Source organism: Pseudomonas sp. AP42 (assembly GCF_001728935.1).
Classification (GTDB): Bacteria; Pseudomonadota; Gammaproteobacteria; order Pseudomonadales; family Pseudomonadaceae; genus Aquipseudomonas; species Aquipseudomonas lactis.
In genome coordinates, this window is record NZ_LYSO01000009.1 from 26,385 (window position 1) to 42,517 (window position 16,133).

17 protein-coding genes are annotated in these 16,133 nt (G+C 60.0%); 9 read left to right on the plus strand and 8 right to left on the minus strand.

Annotation, left to right across the window (positions count from 1 at the left end; translation table 11 throughout):
* Positions 1 to 6: 6 nt before the first annotated feature.
* Complete coding sequence (locus A7K61_RS05410) at positions 7 to 1,353, minus strand: DEAD/DEAH box helicase (RefSeq protein WP_003193110.1); 1,347 nt, start codon at positions 1,351 to 1,353, stop codon at positions 7 to 9.
* Positions 1,354 to 1,545: 192 nt separating this feature from the next.
* On the opposite strand from A7K61_RS05410, the gene A7K61_RS05415 reads away from it, so the two are divergent.
* Positions 1,546 to 2,838, plus strand: a complete 1,293-nt coding sequence (locus A7K61_RS05415) for a mechanosensitive ion channel family protein (protein WP_047711535.1) — start codon at positions 1,546 to 1,548, stop codon at positions 2,836 to 2,838.
* Between the two features lie 16 nt (positions 2,839 to 2,854).
* Here the strand turns inward: A7K61_RS05415 and A7K61_RS05420 are convergent, their stop codons facing one another.
* Positions 2,855 to 3,421 (minus strand): TetR/AcrR family transcriptional regulator, encoded by a 567-nt coding sequence (locus tag A7K61_RS05420; RefSeq protein WP_032895860.1) that lies wholly within the window; start codon positions 3,419 to 3,421, stop codon positions 2,855 to 2,857.
* Between the two features lie 125 nt (positions 3,422 to 3,546).
* Between A7K61_RS05420 and A7K61_RS05425 the strand changes: the two genes are divergently transcribed.
* Together A7K61_RS05425 and A7K61_RS05430 are read left to right on the plus strand one after the other, a co-directional pair.
* Complete coding sequence (locus tag A7K61_RS05425; protein ID WP_047711536.1) at positions 3,547 to 4,335, plus strand: SDR family oxidoreductase; 789 nt, start codon at positions 3,547 to 3,549, stop codon at positions 4,333 to 4,335.
* A gap of 61 nt (positions 4,336 to 4,396) precedes the next feature.
* The gene (locus A7K61_RS05430; protein ID WP_069557115.1) at positions 4,397 to 5,425 is read left to right on the plus strand and encodes an NADP-dependent oxidoreductase; all 1,029 of its coding nucleotides are present in this window, start codon (positions 4,397 to 4,399) and stop codon (positions 5,423 to 5,425) included.
* On the opposite strand, the gene A7K61_RS05435 is transcribed toward A7K61_RS05430, so the two are convergent.
* From A7K61_RS05435 to A7K61_RS05445, 3 genes are all read right to left on the minus strand, one after another.
* Positions 5,382 to 6,251 (minus strand): carboxylate/amino acid/amine transporter, encoded by an 870-nt coding sequence (locus A7K61_RS05435; RefSeq protein ID WP_069557116.1) that lies wholly within the window; start codon positions 6,249 to 6,251, stop codon positions 5,382 to 5,384. The two genes, A7K61_RS05430 and A7K61_RS05435, sit on opposite strands and share 44 nt — an antisense overlap.
* Positions 6,252 to 6,454: 203 nt before the next feature.
* Positions 6,455 to 7,054 carry an FMN-dependent NADH-azoreductase gene (locus A7K61_RS05440; protein ID WP_044275035.1) on the minus strand — a complete coding sequence of 200 codons (600 nt, stop codon included), beginning with the start codon at positions 7,052 to 7,054 and terminating at the stop codon, positions 6,455 to 6,457.
* A 151-nt stretch (positions 7,055 to 7,205) separates the two neighbouring features.
* Entirely contained in the window at positions 7,206 to 7,520 is a 315-nt protein-coding gene (locus A7K61_RS05445) for a 3-phosphoglycerate kinase (RefSeq protein WP_044275036.1), read from the minus strand.
* A 49-nt stretch (positions 7,521 to 7,569) separates the two neighbouring features.
* Here A7K61_RS05445 and A7K61_RS05450 point away from each other — a divergent pair, with 49 nt between their 5' ends.
* The 5 genes from A7K61_RS05450 to aqpZ all read left to right on the plus strand — a co-directional run bounded on the left by A7K61_RS05450 (position 7,570) and on the right by aqpZ (position 12,670).
* Positions 7,570 to 8,493, plus strand: coding sequence for a LysR family transcriptional regulator (locus A7K61_RS05450; protein WP_003193120.1), 924 nt, complete (start codon positions 7,570 to 7,572; stop codon positions 8,491 to 8,493).
* A gap of 14 nt (positions 8,494 to 8,507) precedes the next feature.
* Positions 8,508 to 9,311, plus strand: a complete 804-nt coding sequence (locus A7K61_RS05455) for an alpha/beta fold hydrolase (RefSeq protein ID WP_069557117.1) — start codon at positions 8,508 to 8,510, stop codon at positions 9,309 to 9,311.
* A gap of 3 nt (positions 9,312 to 9,314) precedes the next feature.
* The gene (locus A7K61_RS05460; protein WP_014719428.1) at positions 9,315 to 9,878 is read left to right on the plus strand and encodes a peptidylprolyl isomerase A; all 564 of its coding nucleotides are present in this window, start codon (positions 9,315 to 9,317) and stop codon (positions 9,876 to 9,878) included.
* Positions 9,879 to 9,960: 82 nt separating this feature from the next.
* Positions 9,961 to 11,793, plus strand: coding sequence for an ABC transporter ATP-binding protein (locus tag A7K61_RS05465; protein WP_003193125.1), 1,833 nt, complete (start codon positions 9,961 to 9,963; stop codon positions 11,791 to 11,793).
* 175 nt (positions 11,794 to 11,968) lie between these two features.
* On the plus strand, positions 11,969 to 12,670 hold the full coding sequence (gene aqpZ, locus A7K61_RS05470) for an aquaporin Z (RefSeq protein WP_044275039.1): 702 nt from the start codon (positions 11,969 to 11,971) through the stop codon (positions 12,668 to 12,670).
* Positions 12,671 to 12,818: 148 nt separating this feature from the next.
* Here the strand turns inward: aqpZ and A7K61_RS05475 are convergent, their stop codons facing one another.
* The 3 genes from A7K61_RS05475 to A7K61_RS05485 all read right to left on the minus strand — a co-directional run bounded on the left by A7K61_RS05475 (position 12,819) and on the right by A7K61_RS05485 (position 14,525).
* On the minus strand, positions 12,819 to 13,067 hold the full coding sequence (locus A7K61_RS05475; RefSeq protein WP_032895852.1) for a BrnA antitoxin family protein: 249 nt from the start codon (positions 13,065 to 13,067) through the stop codon (positions 12,819 to 12,821).
* Positions 13,045 to 13,323 (minus strand): BrnT family toxin, encoded by a 279-nt coding sequence (locus tag A7K61_RS05480; protein WP_003193132.1) that lies wholly within the window; start codon positions 13,321 to 13,323, stop codon positions 13,045 to 13,047. The genes A7K61_RS05475 and A7K61_RS05480 overlap by 23 nt, the downstream gene beginning before the upstream one ends.
* 77 nt (positions 13,324 to 13,400) lie before the next feature.
* The gene (locus A7K61_RS05485; protein WP_044275043.1) at positions 13,401 to 14,525 is read right to left on the minus strand and encodes a GNAT family N-acetyltransferase; all 1,125 of its coding nucleotides are present in this window, start codon (positions 14,523 to 14,525) and stop codon (positions 13,401 to 13,403) included.
* A 284-nt stretch (positions 14,526 to 14,809) separates the two neighbouring features.
* Between A7K61_RS05485 and A7K61_RS05490 the strand changes: the two genes are divergently transcribed.
* Complete coding sequence (locus A7K61_RS05490) at positions 14,810 to 16,132, plus strand: putative porin (RefSeq protein ID WP_003193136.1); 1,323 nt, start codon at positions 14,810 to 14,812, stop codon at positions 16,130 to 16,132.
* The last annotated feature ends 1 nt before the right edge of the window (position 16,133 follow it).

Consider the following 16,133-nt stretch of genomic DNA (forward strand, 5'->3'; position numbering starts at 1 on the left):
GCCTGCTTATTCGGCAGCCGGAGCTTCTGGCTTGCGGCGCTTGAGCGGGGCCATGCCGTCCTTGCTGACGAGCGACAGGTTGTCGGTCTTCGGCCGGTTGGCGATCTTGCGCTTGGTCGGCGACTTGGCGCCGGTTTTCTTCTTGTCGCCCTTGGCGTCGGTCTTTTTCTTCTTCACGCCAACGGCCTTGCCCGACGCCTTGACCTTCTTCGGCCCGGTGTACGTGCCTTTGACTTCCTTGATGGTGCGGCGCTCGAACGACTGCTTCAGGTAGCGTTCGATGCTCGACATCAGGTTCCAGTCGCCGTGGCAGATCAGCGAGATGGCCAGGCCATCGTTGCCGGCCCGGCCGGTACGGCCAATACGGTGCACGTATTCGTCGCCGCTGCGTGGCATGTCGAAGTTGATCACCAGGTCCAGGCCGTCCACGTCGAGGCCGCGTGCGGCAACGTCGGTGGCCACCAGGATCTTCACGCCGCCCGCCTTGAGACGGTCGATGGCCAGCTTGCGGTCCTTCTGGTCTTTCTCGCCGTGCAGCACGAACGCCTTGTATTCCTGCGCAACCAGGCGCCCGTAGATACGGTCGGCGGCGGCACGGGTGTTGGTGAACACGATGGCCTTCTGGTAGGTCTCGTTGGCCAGCAACCAGTTCAGGATCTGTTCTTTGTGCACGTTATGGTCAGCGGTAACGATTTGCTGGCGCGTGGTGGCGTTCAGGTCGCTGACGTTGTTGACCTGCAAGTGCTCAGGGTTGTTCAGCACCTTGGCGACCATGTCGCGCAGGGTCGAACCACCGGTGGTGGCGGAGAACAGCATGGTCTGCTGGCGGTTGACGCACTCGCCGACCAGACGTTGCACATCATCGGCAAAGCCCATGTCGAGCATGCGGTCGGCTTCGTCGAGCACCAGTACTTCGACTTCCTTGAGGTCGAGGTTGCCAGCGTTGAGCTGCTCGATCATGCGCCCTGGGGTGCCGATCAGAATATCCGGCACCTTGCGCAGCATGGCGGCCTGGACCTTGAAGTCTTCGCCACCGGTAATGATGCCGGACTTGATGAAGGTGAACTGCGAGAAGCGCTCGACTTCCTTGAGGGTCTGCTGGGCCAGCTCGCGGGTCGGCAGCAGGATCAGGGTCTTGATGCTGACGCGTACTTTGGCCGGGCCGATCAGGCGGTTGAGCACCGGCAGGACGAAAGCGGCGGTCTTGCCGCTGCCGGTTTGCGCCGTCACCCGCAGGTCACGCCCTTGCAGCGCGAGCGGGATGGCCGCTGCTTGCACAGGCGTAGGCTCGACAAATTTAAGCTCGGCCACGGCTTTGAGCAGGCGTTCGTGCAGGGCGAATTGGGAAAACACGGGTGCTACCTCGAAGAAATACAAAATATCAGCTGCATAGGTTACCGGTTTCGGGCGCCCAAACCGAGTTTCTTTACGCGAACGGGGCTAATCAGCTGCTTTTTTGTCAGCGATTTTGTCCAGGGCGTCAACTTTGTTGCACTTAAATGCTCTAATCGCCCCGTGTTGTCTTAAAGAAGAATCGGTTCACTCATGGATATCAAACAGCTCTGGCTCAACGTCCAAGACCTTTGGGGCGCCCTCGATGAACACCCGGTCCTGCATTCCAGCCTCGGTTTGCTGGTGTTGCTGGTGGTGGCATTGGTGGTGGGACGGATTGCCCGTTACCTCATCCTGCACGCCGTCAAATTGCTCGGCCGGCAACCGGCCCTGCACTGGCTGAACGACCTGCGGCATAACAAAGTCTTCCATCGCCTGGCGCAAATGACGCCGTCGCTGGTGGTCCAGTTCGGCCTGTACCTGGTGCCGGACCTGAGCAAGACCGCCATCCTGTTCATCGGCAACGTGGCCTTGGCGATCAGCATTCTGTTCATGGTGCTGGCGATTAGCGCCCTGCTCAACGCGCTGCTGGATATCTACGCACGCACCGAACACGCACGCACCCGCTCGATCAAGGGCTATGTGCAACTGGCGAAAATGGTGCTGTTCGTGTTTGGCGCGATCATCATCGTCGCTACCCTGATCGACCGCTCGCCGCTGTTGCTGCTGTCAGGCCTGGGTGCGATGTCGGCGGTAATTCTGTTGGTGTACAAGGACACCCTGCTGTCGTTCGTCGCCAGCGTGCAATTGACCAGCAACGACATGCTGCGCGTGGGTGACTGGATCGAAATGCCCCAGGTCGGCGCCGATGGTGATGTGGTGGATATAACGCTGCACACGGTGAAGGTGCAGAACTTCGACAAGACCATCGTTTCCATCCCCACCTGGCGCCTGATGTCCGAGTCGTTCAAAAACTGGCGTGGCATGCAGGCCTCCGGTGGGCGCCGTATCAAGCGCAGCCTGTACATCGACGCCAGCGGCGTACGCTTCCTGAACGATGAGGAAGAAGTGCGCATGACCCAGGTGCACCTGCTCAGCGGTTATATCAGCCGCAAACAGGCCGAACTCAAGGCCTGGAACGAGGCCCAGGGCCACAGCGCGCAACTGTCGGCCAACCGTCGACGCATGACCAACCTCGGCACCTTCCGCGCCTACGCCCTGGCGTACCTGCAAAGCCACCCGGACATCCAGCCGAACATGACCTGCATGGTGCGCCAGATGCAAACCACCGCCCAGGGCGTGCCGCTGGAGATCTACTGCTTTACCCGCACCACGGCGTGGGGCGATTACGAGCGGATTCAGGGCGATATCTTCGATTATCTATTGGCCGTGTTGCCGGAGTTCGGGCTGAGCCTGTATCAGCAGCCGAGTGGCAACGACCTGCGCGCCGGCGTGCTGCCGGCGTTGGCTGGGGCCATGCCGGTGCCCGTCGCCGAAACGGCATAAGGTGATGCGAACGGGATTACGGCAGTGATGCCGTAATCTCCTTGCGGCACACCTCAAGCACTTCATCGGCCAGGGCGGAATCGTCCGGGCACGCCCGCGACAGCATGATTGCGCCGATGGCATGGGCCATGCTGTCGAGCATTTTCGCCCGCACGTCTTCCTGTGGCCCGTCATGAGCCGCGCTGTATTTTGCTTCCAAGGCCTGCAGGGTATTTTCCAAACCCTCGGCGAAGGTCGCCTTCAGCGTGTCCGATTGACGGGCAGCATCGGCACACAACGCCGCCAAGGTGCATCCGCCGCCGCGATGATCGCGGTGCTGCCTGGACAGGTAAACCTCGAAAAACTGCTCCACCTCCATCTCTGCGCTGTCGGCCAGTGACTGCGCCAGGCTGTTGGCGGCTGCTTCCGCCATCAGGTCCGCCTTGGAACCGAAGTGCTTGTAAAAGCCGCCCTGGGTAAACCCGGCCGCGGCCATCAACTCGGCCACGCCCACCCCATCGAAACCCCGCTCGCGGAACAACTCGGAAGCTGTCGCGACGATATGAGCCCGATTGTTCTGTGACTGCGCCTTGGTGATCTTCATGTCAGTGGTCCTGCCAGCTTGCGAGATAGGCATATTACTATGATGTCGATCATAATCAAAACCGTTGACAGCTTTGATTATGATCGACATCATAAAACCTCCTCGCACTCACAGAGCATCACACCATGAGCACTTCCAACACCGTTCTGATCACTGGCGCTTCGACCGGCATTGGCGCCGCCTACGCCGAACGCTTTGCCGCACGCGGCCACGACCTCGTACTGGTCGCCCGTGACGTCACGCGCCTGGAAGCGCTCGCCGCCCGACTGCGTGAACACCACGCCGTCAGCATTGATATCCTCCCGGCCGACCTGACCCAGAGCGCGGACCTGGCAGTGGTTGAAGCGCGCCTGCGCGATGACGCCAGCATTGGCACCCTGGTCAACAATGCCGGCGCCGCGCAGTCCGGCGGTTTTATCGAACAATCCACCGACAGCGTCGCGCAGTTGGTCGCCCTCAACACCACCGCGCTGGTACGCCTGGCCAGTGCCATCGCCCCGCGCCTGGCGGCAGCGGGCAACGGCGCTATCATCAACATTGGCTCGGTAGTGGGCCTGGCCCCGGAATTCGGCATGACGGTCTACGGCGCGACCAAGGCGTTCGTGCTGTTCCTGTCCCAGGGCATGAGCCTGGAACTGGCGCCCAAAGGCGTGTACGTGCAAGCCGTGCTGCCCGCCGCCACACGTACCGAGATCTGGGAACGTGCGGGCATTGATATCAACACCCTCACGGACGTGATGGAAGTGGGCGATCTGGTGGACGCGGCGTTGGTGGGCTTCGATCGCCGCGAGCCGGTGACCATTCCGCCGTTGCAGGACGGCGCCCGCTGGGATGCGTTGCAAGCTGCGCGACAAGGCCTGCTGACGCAGATCAAGCAGTCCCAGGTTGCTGAGCGTTATCTGGCCAACGCCTGATCAACCGGTAGCAGGCGTGCTCCGCGCCTGCCCTTCTCATTAAAGCAACGAGCGTTGAACCATGAAGGCATTTTCCATCGAGCGGTACGGCAAGCAGCCCGGCCGCCTCATCGAGGCCCCCGCGCCTGTCGTGGGTGAGCACGACGTGCTGGTTCAGGTGCGGGCCAGCAGCGTCAATGTGCTGGATGCAAAGATCGCCAAAGGCGAATTCAAACTGATCCTGCCCTATGCGTTGCCGTTGACACTGGGCAATGACCTGGCCGGCGTGGTGCTCAGCGTCGGCGCGGCGGTACGACGCTTCAAGCCGGGGGACGAAGTCTACGCCCGCCCGCCCCAGCAGCGTATCGGCACCTTCGCCGAGTTGATTGCCGTGCGCGAAGACGCACTGGCGCGCAAACCCGACAACATCAACATGGAGCAAGCCGCGTCCCTGCCCCTGGTCGCGCTGACGGCGTGGCAGGTGCTGGTGGAAACCGCGAAACTGAAGAAAGGCCAGAAGGTGTTCATTCATGCGGGCTCAGGCGGGGTGGGCAGTATCGCCATCCAACTGGCCAAGCATTTGGGCGCTTTTGTCGCGACCACCACCAGCACCGCCAATGTGGAGTGGGTCAAGGCGTTGGGGGCGGATGTGGTGATCGACTATAAACAGCAAGCCTTCGAGGCCGTGCTGCGAGATTACGATGTGGTGCTCAACAGCCTAGGCGCGGATGCGCTGGCCAAGTCACTGAAGATTCTCAAGCCCGGCGGTCAACTCATCTCCATCTCCGGGCCGCCGACGCCCGCCTTCGCCCGTGCCCAGAACCTGCCATGGGTATTAGGCCTGGTCATGGGTGTGTTGAGCAGCGGTATCCGCAGGAAAGCACGCAAGCAAGGCGTGAGCTATGACTTTGTGTTCATGCGTGCCAGTGGCGCCCAACTGGATGAAATCACCGCGTTGGTTGAGTCCGGGATTATCCGGCCGGTCATCGACCGTACCTTTCCTTTCGAATCCACGGCTGCGGCCCTGGACTATGTCGAACAAGGCCGCGCCAAAGGCAAGGTGGTGATCACAATAGCGACGGCACCGCCCGACGCACACCCAGCCGGCTGATCCACACCGCCCCCAGAATCACCAGACCGCCCAGGGCCAAACGGCCCAGCGGCTCGTGCTGGTTCCAGATCAGCAGGTTCAGCAGCAACCCCACCGGCACATGCAGGTTGTTCATCACCGCCAGGGTGCCGCCATTGACCAGGCAGGCGCCCTTGTTCCACCAGTACATGCCCAGCGCGGTGCTGACCAACCCGAGGAACACCAGTACGCCCCATTGCAGTGGCGCTTGCGGCAGGAAGTCAGCTTTGCCGAACAGCAGGAACGCCGGCAACACCACCAACAAGGCGCCCAGGTAGAAATAACCGAAACGCCGAAAGTGCGGCTGGTCACTGGGATAACGCGCCACCAGGTGCTTGTACATGACTTGCCCGGCGGCGTAGGTGAAGTTGGCCAATTGCAGGAGCAAGAACCCCATCAAAAAGTGCGGGGTGATCTGATCGAAACGAATCACCGCCGCCCCACCCACCGCCACCAGGGCCGCCACCAGCGCCCAGGGATTGAAGCGGCGATTAAGCGCGTCCTCGATCAGCGTCACATGCAGCGGTGTGAGGATGGTGAACAGCAGCACTTCCGGCACCGTCAGCACGCGAAAGCTCAGGTACAGGCATACGTAGGTCACGCCAAACTGCAATGCGCCGATCACCAACATGCCGCGCATGAACGCGGGCTCCACCGAGCGCCAGCGCGTCAGCGGAATAAAGATCAGCCCGGCCAGCACTACACGCACCAGCACGGCAAAGTAGCTGTCGACGTGACCGGCGAGGTATTCGCCAATCAAGCTGAAGGAAAATGCCTGAATCAGGGTGACACCCAGTAGATAGCCCATGCGCGCCTCATTTCGAATGGGCGCGACATTAAAGCTTTTTGGGGCTTGAAGAAACTCGGCGCAAAAAAAACCCGACCTCGCTAAAGCGGCAGTCGGGCAGGAGCACTCAGGAGCAAAAAGTGCAAAGGGAGGTTCGATACGCGTACTTGAAGGGTTTGCGTGGGGCTATATAAGCAGCACGGGATTATCTGACGATTAACGCCTCAGGCCACCTGGGCCAGCAGTGCCTTGGCATGATTGACGCCCTTCTCCTGGAAGTCGCCGCCCAGGTTGACGCCTTCGGCGTGAATGAAGGTGACGTCATGAATGCCGATAAATGCCATGACCTGGCGCAGGTACGGTTCCTGATGATCCGAGGTAGCACCCGTGTGGATACCGCCGCGCGCGGTGAGCACGATAGCGCGCTTGCCGGTCAACAAACCCTGGGGCCCGGTAGCGGTGTACTTGAAGGTCACACCGGCCCGCAACACGTGATCCAGCCAGGCTTTGAGGGTGCTGGGGATGGCGAAGTTGTACATCGGCGCGGCCATCACCAACACGTCGGCGGCCAGCAGTTCGTCAGTCAACTCGTTGGAGCGGTCCAGGGACACCTGTTCGTCGTCGTTACGCTGCTCCGCCGGCTTCATCCAGCCGCCCAGCAGGTTGGCATCCAGGTGGGGGACCGGATTGAGCGCAACGTCGCGCACGGTGATGTGGTCTGCCGGATGGGCGACTTGCCATTGGCTGATGAACTGTTGGGTGAGCTGGCGGGAAATGGAATCCTGCTGGCGCGCACTGCTTTCGATGATCAGAACATTGGACATGGCTTCGTAGGCTCCATCGGTAATTGCTGTAAGTCGATGGAGAGAAGGTTAACCAGGGCCTATTCGATAAAAAAGCGCAAAAAACTGCTACAACCCATCTAGAAATTTGTTTATATGCGGAGTATTCCTGTGGGCATGCCCCGCTGGTGCTTTATTTTGGCGCGCAGTCCAGGGCAATACGCATCTTGATGATGGCGCGGTTGAACTTGACCGTGGTGTTAGTGTTTTTGCCAGCAGGCACGGTCACGGTACGACGGCGTGGCGATTCCGGGCCGTTGGTGAAGGTTACCGAACACACAGCATCCTGGGTGCCGTAGTTGCTTAGCTGAATCGAACTGATGTCTGCGTCCACATCGGACGCGGTGTAATCAATGCTGACGCCATCGATCTTTTTCGTCACGTCGATAGGATAGGCAAACGCGCTCATCGGCAGCAGCGCCAGCAACACACAACACAATTTTCTCATTCGGCAGTCTCCAATAAGGACCGCCAGCTTAGGACAAGAGGAGCTCATCTTGAAAGCGCCCCGCGTTACCCTCGATCAATGGCGCACCTTGCAAGCCGTGGTCGACCATGGCGGCTTTGCCCAAGCCGCCGAAGCGCTGCACCGTTCGCAATCTTCGGTGAGCTACACCGTGGCGCGCATGCAGGACCAACTCGGCGTCCCGCTGCTGCGCATCGACGGGCGCAAGGCGGTGCTGACCGAGGCCGGTGAGGTGCTGCTGCGCCGCTCTCGCCAACTGGTGAAAAACGCCAGCCAACTGGAAGACCTCGCCCATCACATGGAACAGGGCTGGGAAGCCGAAGTGCGCCTGGTGGTGGATGCCGCCTACCCCAGCGCACGTCTGGTTCGCGCGTTAACCGCTTTTATGCCGCAAAGCCGTGGCTGCCGGGTGCGCCTGCGCGAAGAGGTGCTGTCCGGGGTCGAAGAGTTGCTGCTCGACGGCATGGCGGACCTGGCCATTTGCGGGTTTATCATCCCAGGCTACCTGGGCACGGAAATGAGCGATGTGGAGTTCGTCGCCGTGGCCCACCCCGATCACTCGCTGCATCGCCTCAACCGTGAGCTGAGTTTTCACGACCTTGAAAGCCAGATGCAGGTGGTGATCCGTGACTCAGGCCGCCAGCAACCGCGCGACGTCGGCTGGCTCGGCGCCGAACAGCGCTGGACCGTTGGCAGCCTCGCGACCGCGGCCACCTTCGTCGGCAGCGGCCTGGGCTTTGCCTGGCTGCCCCGGCACATGATCGAGCGCGAACTCAAAGAAGGCGTGCTCAAGCAGCTTCCCCTGGAAAAAGGCGGCAGTCGCAACCCGACGTTTTACCTGTACTCCAACAAAGACAAACCCTTGGGGCCCGCCACGCAGATCCTCGTGGAATTGCTGCGCACCTTTGACACCGCTCCCCTGGACGCGCCCTTTGCCGCTCCCCAACAAGCCTGAAACGGAGTTCACCCATGGCCTGGTTCGACCATGAAGGCTGCAGCCTGCATTACGAAGAATATGGTCATGGCAACCCGCTGATCCTGATCCACGGCCTGGGCTCCAGCAGCCAGGATTGGGAACTGCAAATACCGGTACTCGCCCGGCACTACCGCCTGATCGTGGTTGACGTGCGCGGCCATGGTCGCTCGGACAAACCCCGAGAGCGCTACAGCATCAAAGGGTTTACCTTCGACCTGATCGCGCTGATCGAACACCTCGACCTGCCAGCGGCCCACGTGGTGGGTTTATCCATGGGCGGCATGATCGCCTTCCAACTGGCAGTGGATGAACCCCTGCGGGTCAAGAGCCTGTGCATCGTCAACAGCGCGCCTGAGGTCAAGGTGCGCAGTGCCGATGACTATTGGCAGTGGGCCAAACGCTGGACCCTGGCCCGCGTGCTCAGCCTGGGCACCATCGGCAAGGCCTTGGGCGATCGGCTGTTCCCCAAACCTGAGCAGGCCGACCTGCGCCGCAAGATGGCCGAGCGCTGGGCAAGCAACGACAAACGTGCTTATCTCGCCAGCTTCGACGCCATTGTGGGCTGGGGCGTGCAGGAACAACTGTCGAGAATTGCCTGTCCAACCCTGGTCATCAGCGCCGACCATGACTACACCCCCGTGGCGAAGAAAGAAATCTATGTAAAACTGCTGCCCGATGCGCGACTGGTGGTCATCGAAGATTCCCGCCATGCCACGCCCTTGGATCAACCCGAGGTCTTTAACGCGACCTTGCTCGATTTTCTAAAGACCGTCGAAACCACTACCCAGGATCACTGACCCATGCTGAAAAAAATCGCCTTCTTTGCCGGTTCCGCCTTGTTCGCTGCCAACCTGATGGCGGCTGAGCCGGCCAAGGCGCCACACGTGTTGCTCGACACCACCAACGGCCAGATTGAAATCGAACTGGACCCGGTCAAGGCGCCGATCAGCACCAAGAACTTCCTGGCCTATGTCGACAAGGGCTTCTACACCAACACGATCTTTCACCGCGTGATCCCGGGCTTCATGGTTCAGGGCGGCGGGTTCACCCAGCAAATGTCGCAAAAGCCGACCGAAGCACCGATCAAGAACGAAGCCAGCAATGGCCTGCATAACGTGCGTGGCACCTTGTCCATGGCTCGCACCAATGACCCGAACTCGGCCACCAGCCAATTCTTCATCAACGTGGCCGACAATGCCTTCCTCGACCCAGGCCGCGATGCCGGTTATGCCGTGTTCGCCAAAGTGGTCAAGGGCATGGACGTGGTCGACATCATCGTCAACTCCCAGACCACCACCAAGCAAGGCATGCAGAACGTGCCTATCGATCCTGTGATCATCAAGTCGGCCAAGCGCATCGACTGAGGTCTGCAGGCAGCTTTGCGCGGTGCCCGCACGGCACCGTGCACCTTTGAAAGGAGAGCCCGCCCGGCGGGCGTCAAACCTAATGCTCTATCGTCGTTTTGAACAGCTGATCGATATTTTCCGCGACGCCCCCAGCGCGGCCCCTCCCGAAAAAGTCCTGCCCTTCTATCTCTATTACCTGCGCCAGGTGTGGCCGTGCTTCGCCGCGCTCTTGGTAGTGGGACTGGTCGGCGCCCTGATCGAAGTCGCGCTGTTCAGCTACCTGAGCCGCATCATCGACCTGGCCCAGGGCACGCCGCCGGCGAACTTCTTCCAGATCCACAGCGCCGAGCTGATCTGGATGGCCGTGGTCGCCCTGTTGCTGCGCCCGCTCTTCAACGGCCTGCATGACTTGCTGGTGCATCAGACCATCAACCCCGGCATGACCAGCCTGATCCGCTGGCAGAACCACAGCTACGTGCTCAAGCAGAGCCTGAATTTCTTCCAGAACGATTTTGCCGGGCGCATCGCCCAACGGATCATGCAAACCGGCAACTCCTTGCGTGACTCGGCGGTGGCGACCGCTGAGGCTATCTGGCACGTGTCGATCTACGCCATCAGTGCCCTGGTGTTGTTTGCCGAGGCCGACTGGCGGCTGATGATCCCGCTGATCACCTGGATCGTTTGCTACAGCCTGGCCCTGCGTTACTTCGTACCTCGTGTGAAAGAACGCTCGGTGGTCTCCTCGGAGGCGCGCTCCAAGTTGATGGGCCGAATTGTCGACGGCTATACCAACATCACCACCTTGAAGCTGTTCGCCCATACGCAGAATGAACAGGAATACGCCAAGCAAGCGATCATCGAGCAAACCGAAAAAACCCAACTGGCCGCCCGCGTGCTCACCAGCATGGACACCGTGATCTGTATTTTGAACGGCCTGCTGATCGTCACCACCACTGGCCTGGCCCTGTGGCTGTGGACACAGTCGCTGATCTCCGTGGGTGCGATTGCCCTGGCTACCGGCCTGGTGATCCGCATCGTCAACATGTCCGGCTGGATCATGTGGGTGGTCAACGGCATCTTCGAAAACATCGGCATCGTGCAGGACGGCCTGAAGACCATCGCCCAGCCACTGGCCGTGGTTGACCGTGAAAACGCGCCGCGCCTGACAGTGCCCCACGGCCAGGTGCGCTTTGAGCAGGTGGACTTCCACTACGGCAAAAAGAGCGGAATCATTGGCGGCCTGAACCTTGAGATCAAGGCCGGGGAAAAGATCGGTTTGATCGGCCCGTCCGGCGCAGGCAAATCGACGCTGGTCAACCTGCTGCTGCGCCTTTACGACCTGCAGGGCGGGCGCATCCTCATCGACGGCCAGGACATCGCCGAGGTCGCCCAGGAAAGCCTGCGCGCACAGATCGGCATGATCACCCAAGACACCTCGTTGCTGCACCGCTCGATCCGCGACAACCTGCTGTATGGCAAGCCCGACGCGACTGACGAAGAACTGTGGGCGGCGGTGCACAAGGCCCGCGCCGATGAGTTCATCCCGCTGCTGTCGGACTCCGAGGGCCGCACCGGGCTGGATGCCCATGTGGGCGAGCGCGGGGTGAAACTCTCCGGCGGGCAACGTCAGCGTATCGCTATCGCCCGCGTGCTGCTCAAGGACGCACCGATCCTGATCATGGACGAAGCCACCTCTGCGCTGGACTCGGAAGTGGAAGCGGCGATCCAGGAGAGCCTGGAAACCCTGATGCAGGGCAAGACGGTCATTGCGATTGCGCACCGGTTGTCGACCATCGCACGCATGGACCGCCTGGTGGTGCTGGAAAAAGGCCAGATCGCCGAAAGCGGCAGCCATTCCGAGTTGCTGGCATACGGCGGGCTTTATTCGCGGTTATGGCAGCATCAAACCGGGGGATTTGTCGGTATAGACTGATTTTGTTGGGTAAAGCCCCGCTCAATTCCGAACAATTCTGACAGCTTTCTCTATCTGACTGGTCTTGCGGCACAATCCTGCTGTACTGCAATCAGGCCCCAGGAGGGCCCTGATTTAAGGCGGCAGGGAAGCCACACAGACCGTTAATCAGATAGAGCAATCTAAGGAAGTGTTCATGTCACTGTTCAAACGTTCCGTAACGGAAGGACTGGGTACGTTTTGGCTGGTGTTGGGTGGCTGCGGGAGTGCGGTGTTGGCCGCAGCGTTCCCCAATGTAGGCATCGGCCTGCTCGGTGTGTCACTGGCTTTCGGGCTCACGGTACTGACCATGGCGTTTGCCATCGGGCATATCAGCGGTTGCCACCTTAACCCGGCCGTCTCGGTGGGGCTGGTGGTCGGCGGCAGGTTCCCGGCCAAGGAGTTGCCGGCCTACATCGTGTCTCAAGTGATCGGTGGCGCCATCGCTGCCGCACTGCTGTACTTCATCGCCAGCGGCAAACCCGGGTTCGAACTGGCCTCCGGGCTGGCAAGCAATGGTTACGGCGAGCATTCACCCGGTGGTTATTCCATGGCGGCAGGCTTTGTCTGTGAGCTGGTGATGACGGCGATGTTCGTGCTGATCATCCTTGGCGCCACCGACCGTCGAGCCCCGGCAGGCTTCGCGCCCATCGCCATTGGCCTGGGATTGACGCTGATCCACCTGATCTCCATCCCGGTGACCAACACCTCGGTCAACCCGGCCCGCAGCACAGGGCCTGCATTGATTGTCGGCGGCTGGGCGCTGCAGCAGTTGTGGCTGTTCTGGCTCGCGCCGATCCTCGGCGCGGTGATTGGCGGCATCACCTACCGATGGTTAGGTGCAGAGAAAACAGCTTGACCCACTCCCTGTAGGAGCGAGCTTGCTCGCGAAAAACGCCAACGATGACGCAGTGCTTACAGCTGTGAACACGCGTCGCCTGCACGTTCTTCGCGAGCAAGCTCGCTCCTACAAGGTGTTTTACGGCTTGACCTCTATTGAATGCGCTTCAACCCTGGTGGGCTTGCATGTACTGACGCAACAATTGATTAATACGTGTCTGATATCCGGTGCCTTGACCTTTGAACCACTCCAGAACATCGGCATCCAGTCGAATGGTCACCGCCTGCTTAACCGGAACACGTAACTCGGCGCGTCGGAAAAATTCGGCGTCCAGCTCAGGAATATCGCTGGTGTCGATTTCTTTATCATTCATGTTGGCCAGGCGCTCCCAATCAGTTTTCGATGTTTGCGTCATAGTATTTGGCCTCCTTCTTGGTTGCTTTTCGCGCAGAGATGATACGGATCACATCACCACACCGCTCGGTATATACGACCACACCCATTAACAATTTGATCCAGCCAATACTGATCCAACGCTCTTCGCCATAATCTGCCCGATCATCGCGCAAGGCCAGCATTGGATGCCGAAAAATATCTGGGACGTCGTTAAAGTCGATGCCGTGCTTAGAAATATTGGCTTTGTTCTTAGATTCATCCCACTCAAAATGCATGGCACATCCTGTATGTACGTTTGTACATACAGATTAGCGATTTTATTGTTAGTCAGCACGGTTGCCAGACCGGTGGTTCAGACCTGCCGATAAGGCAAAGCCGCCCTCGCCTCTTCGGCATACGCCAGAACCCCCACCCGCTCTCGCTCAAGAAAATCCTCCACAGCGTTCTTCAAGCCCGGGTGGCGCAAATAGTGCCATGAGCGCGTAATCACCGGTTCAAACCCGCGAATCAATTTGTGCTCCCCCTGGGCACCGGCATCGAAGCGTTGCAGGCCGTGGGCGATGGCGTAGTCCATGCCTTGGTAGAAGCAGGTTTCGAAATGCAGGCGGTCGAATTCCGCCAGGCACCCCCAGTAGCGGCCGTAGATGCTGTCGCCACCAAGCAGGCTGAAGGCCATGGCCACCGGGCGCGTGCCTTGTTTGGCCAAGACTACGCGGATAGCTGCGGGCATGCGCTCAGCCAGCAGGCTGAAAAACGCGCGGGTCAGGTAGGGCGATTGCCGGCGCACCGCGTAGGTGTTGGCGTAGCAGGCGTAGACAAAATCCCATTGGGCTTCGCTCAGCTCGTGGCCTTGCAACCACTCGAACTCGATACCCTGCCCCGCCACTTGTTCGCGCTCTTTGCGCATCTGTTTACGCTTGCGTGAACTCAGGGCGTCGAGGAAATCCTGGAAGTCGCGGTAGCCTCGGTTCTGCCAATGAAACTGACAACCCAGGCGTTGCAACCAGCCGGGGTGTTGGGCCATGGCTTCATCGGCGAGGGCATCGGTAAAGTTGATATGGGCGCTCGACAGGCCTTCGATCTCCAGATACCCCGGCAGGCTATTGAGCAATTCGAAAGCGTCTGCGGCACTGGCAGCCAACACGCGCGGCCCACCGACCGGGCTGAACGGCACGGCCGTCAGCAACTTGGGGTAGTAGTCGATGCCAGCGCGCTCGCAGGCGTCGGCCCAGCCGTGATCGAACACGTACTCGCCATAAGAATGCCATTTTCGATAACCCGGCAATGCCGCCATCAACCGGTCGCCTTCCCAGTGCAGCAAATGCTCCGTCTGCCAGCCCGAATGCGGGCCGACGCTGGCGCTGTCTTCCAGCGCGCTCAGAAACCCATGCTGCATAAACGGCTGGGCCTGTGGCATCAGGGCATCCCACGTGTGCGCAGCGATATCGGACAGGCTGTCCAGGCGTTGCAACGGCATCGGCATCCTCATTGTTTCTTGGCATGAAAACCTGGCGAGTATCGCTGATCACAGCCGCGCGCACATCCTCAAAACACGCGGACAGACCTCAAAACCCTTAGTTCCGTAGCGTAACGATTTGTCATCTAGATGAAATCACTTAGCCACTACTCCGTCATAAACGGTCGCGATACTGACGCCAGTTTTTAGAGCGTCCGGGTCTACCGGGCGACATTTTTCCGTCCGTCATGGGTCGGTTGTGTCCTGGAGGGTGTTGCCCTCCCTCCTCACTTTCGGAGATTGATATGCGTCTTGCTTCCACTAAAACTGCGGCGGTCCTGTGCGGCGGCCTGTTGCTGGCACTGAGCGTTCCGGCCAGCGCTGCAGTCGACGCTAAATTGCTCGACATGCTCAAGGCCAACGGCCAGATCACCGCGGCGCAGTACACCGAACTGCAAATGGAGCTGGCCAGGGATCAGAAAGAACAGCAGATCGCCCGCCAGGCTCAACAAGAGACCAACGAGCAGATCGCGGCCACTGCGAAAAAAACCAACGAGCTGAGCAGCTTCGACCAGAAATTGGCTTGGGCAGCCAAGACCCAGTTCAAGGGTGATGTGCGCTTCCGTCAGGAAACCATCAAGATCGACGGCGAGCCCAACAACGGTGGGCGTGACAAGGACCGTCAACGTATCCGTGCGCGCCTGGGTGCCTACACCGAAATCAACCCGCAAGTGGACACCGGTATCCGTATCGCCACCGGCGGCGGCGACGATGCACGTTCCACTAACCAGGACCAGGATGGTTACTTCGATAAGAAATCGATCTGGCTGGACCTCGGCTACATCGACTACCACCCGGACCAGATCAAGAACCTGCACGTGATCGGCGGCAAGATGCTGCAACCGTGGGTGAACATGGGCGACGTGATCTGGGATAGCGACATCAACCCTGAAGGCCTGGCCGTCACCTACAAATACCCGCTGGGGAGCAGCGCAGAACTGTTCGGCAGCCTGGGTAACTACAACCTCAAGGACAACGTGGACGGTGACGGCGTGCAATTTCGCCATGACCTGCGCCTGACGTCCGGCCAGTTGGGTACGCGTTTCTCGGTCACCGACAACCTGAAAATGACCTTGGGCGGCAGCATCTACGCCTACAAGAATGACGAAGACAGCCGTTGCACAACCACCACCACGCCTTGCGCATTGGCGGTCAACGGCAACTCGGCCAACAACGAATTCCGTTTGTACGAAGGCTTTGCACAAGCAGACATCGGCGGCCTGGCCGTGCCGCTGTCGTTCTACGGTCAGTACGTGAAAAACAACGATGCGGTGACCGACCAGGACACCGCCTGGTTGCTGGGTGCCAAGTCCAAGGTGTTCGGTTTGAACCTGGACTACAACTACCGCGACGTTCAACGTAATGCCGTCGTAGGCGCCTTCACCGATTCGGACTTCGCCAACGGCACCACCGGTTCGCGCGGTCACAAGATGAAAGTCAGCTACGACATCGACAAGAACTTCGCCATCGGCGCCACCTACTTCCTGACCAAGGCTGACTTCGCCAGCCGGACCCAGCGGGATGCCGACACCAACACCTTGCAGCTGGACGCTGAAGCCAAGTTCTGAT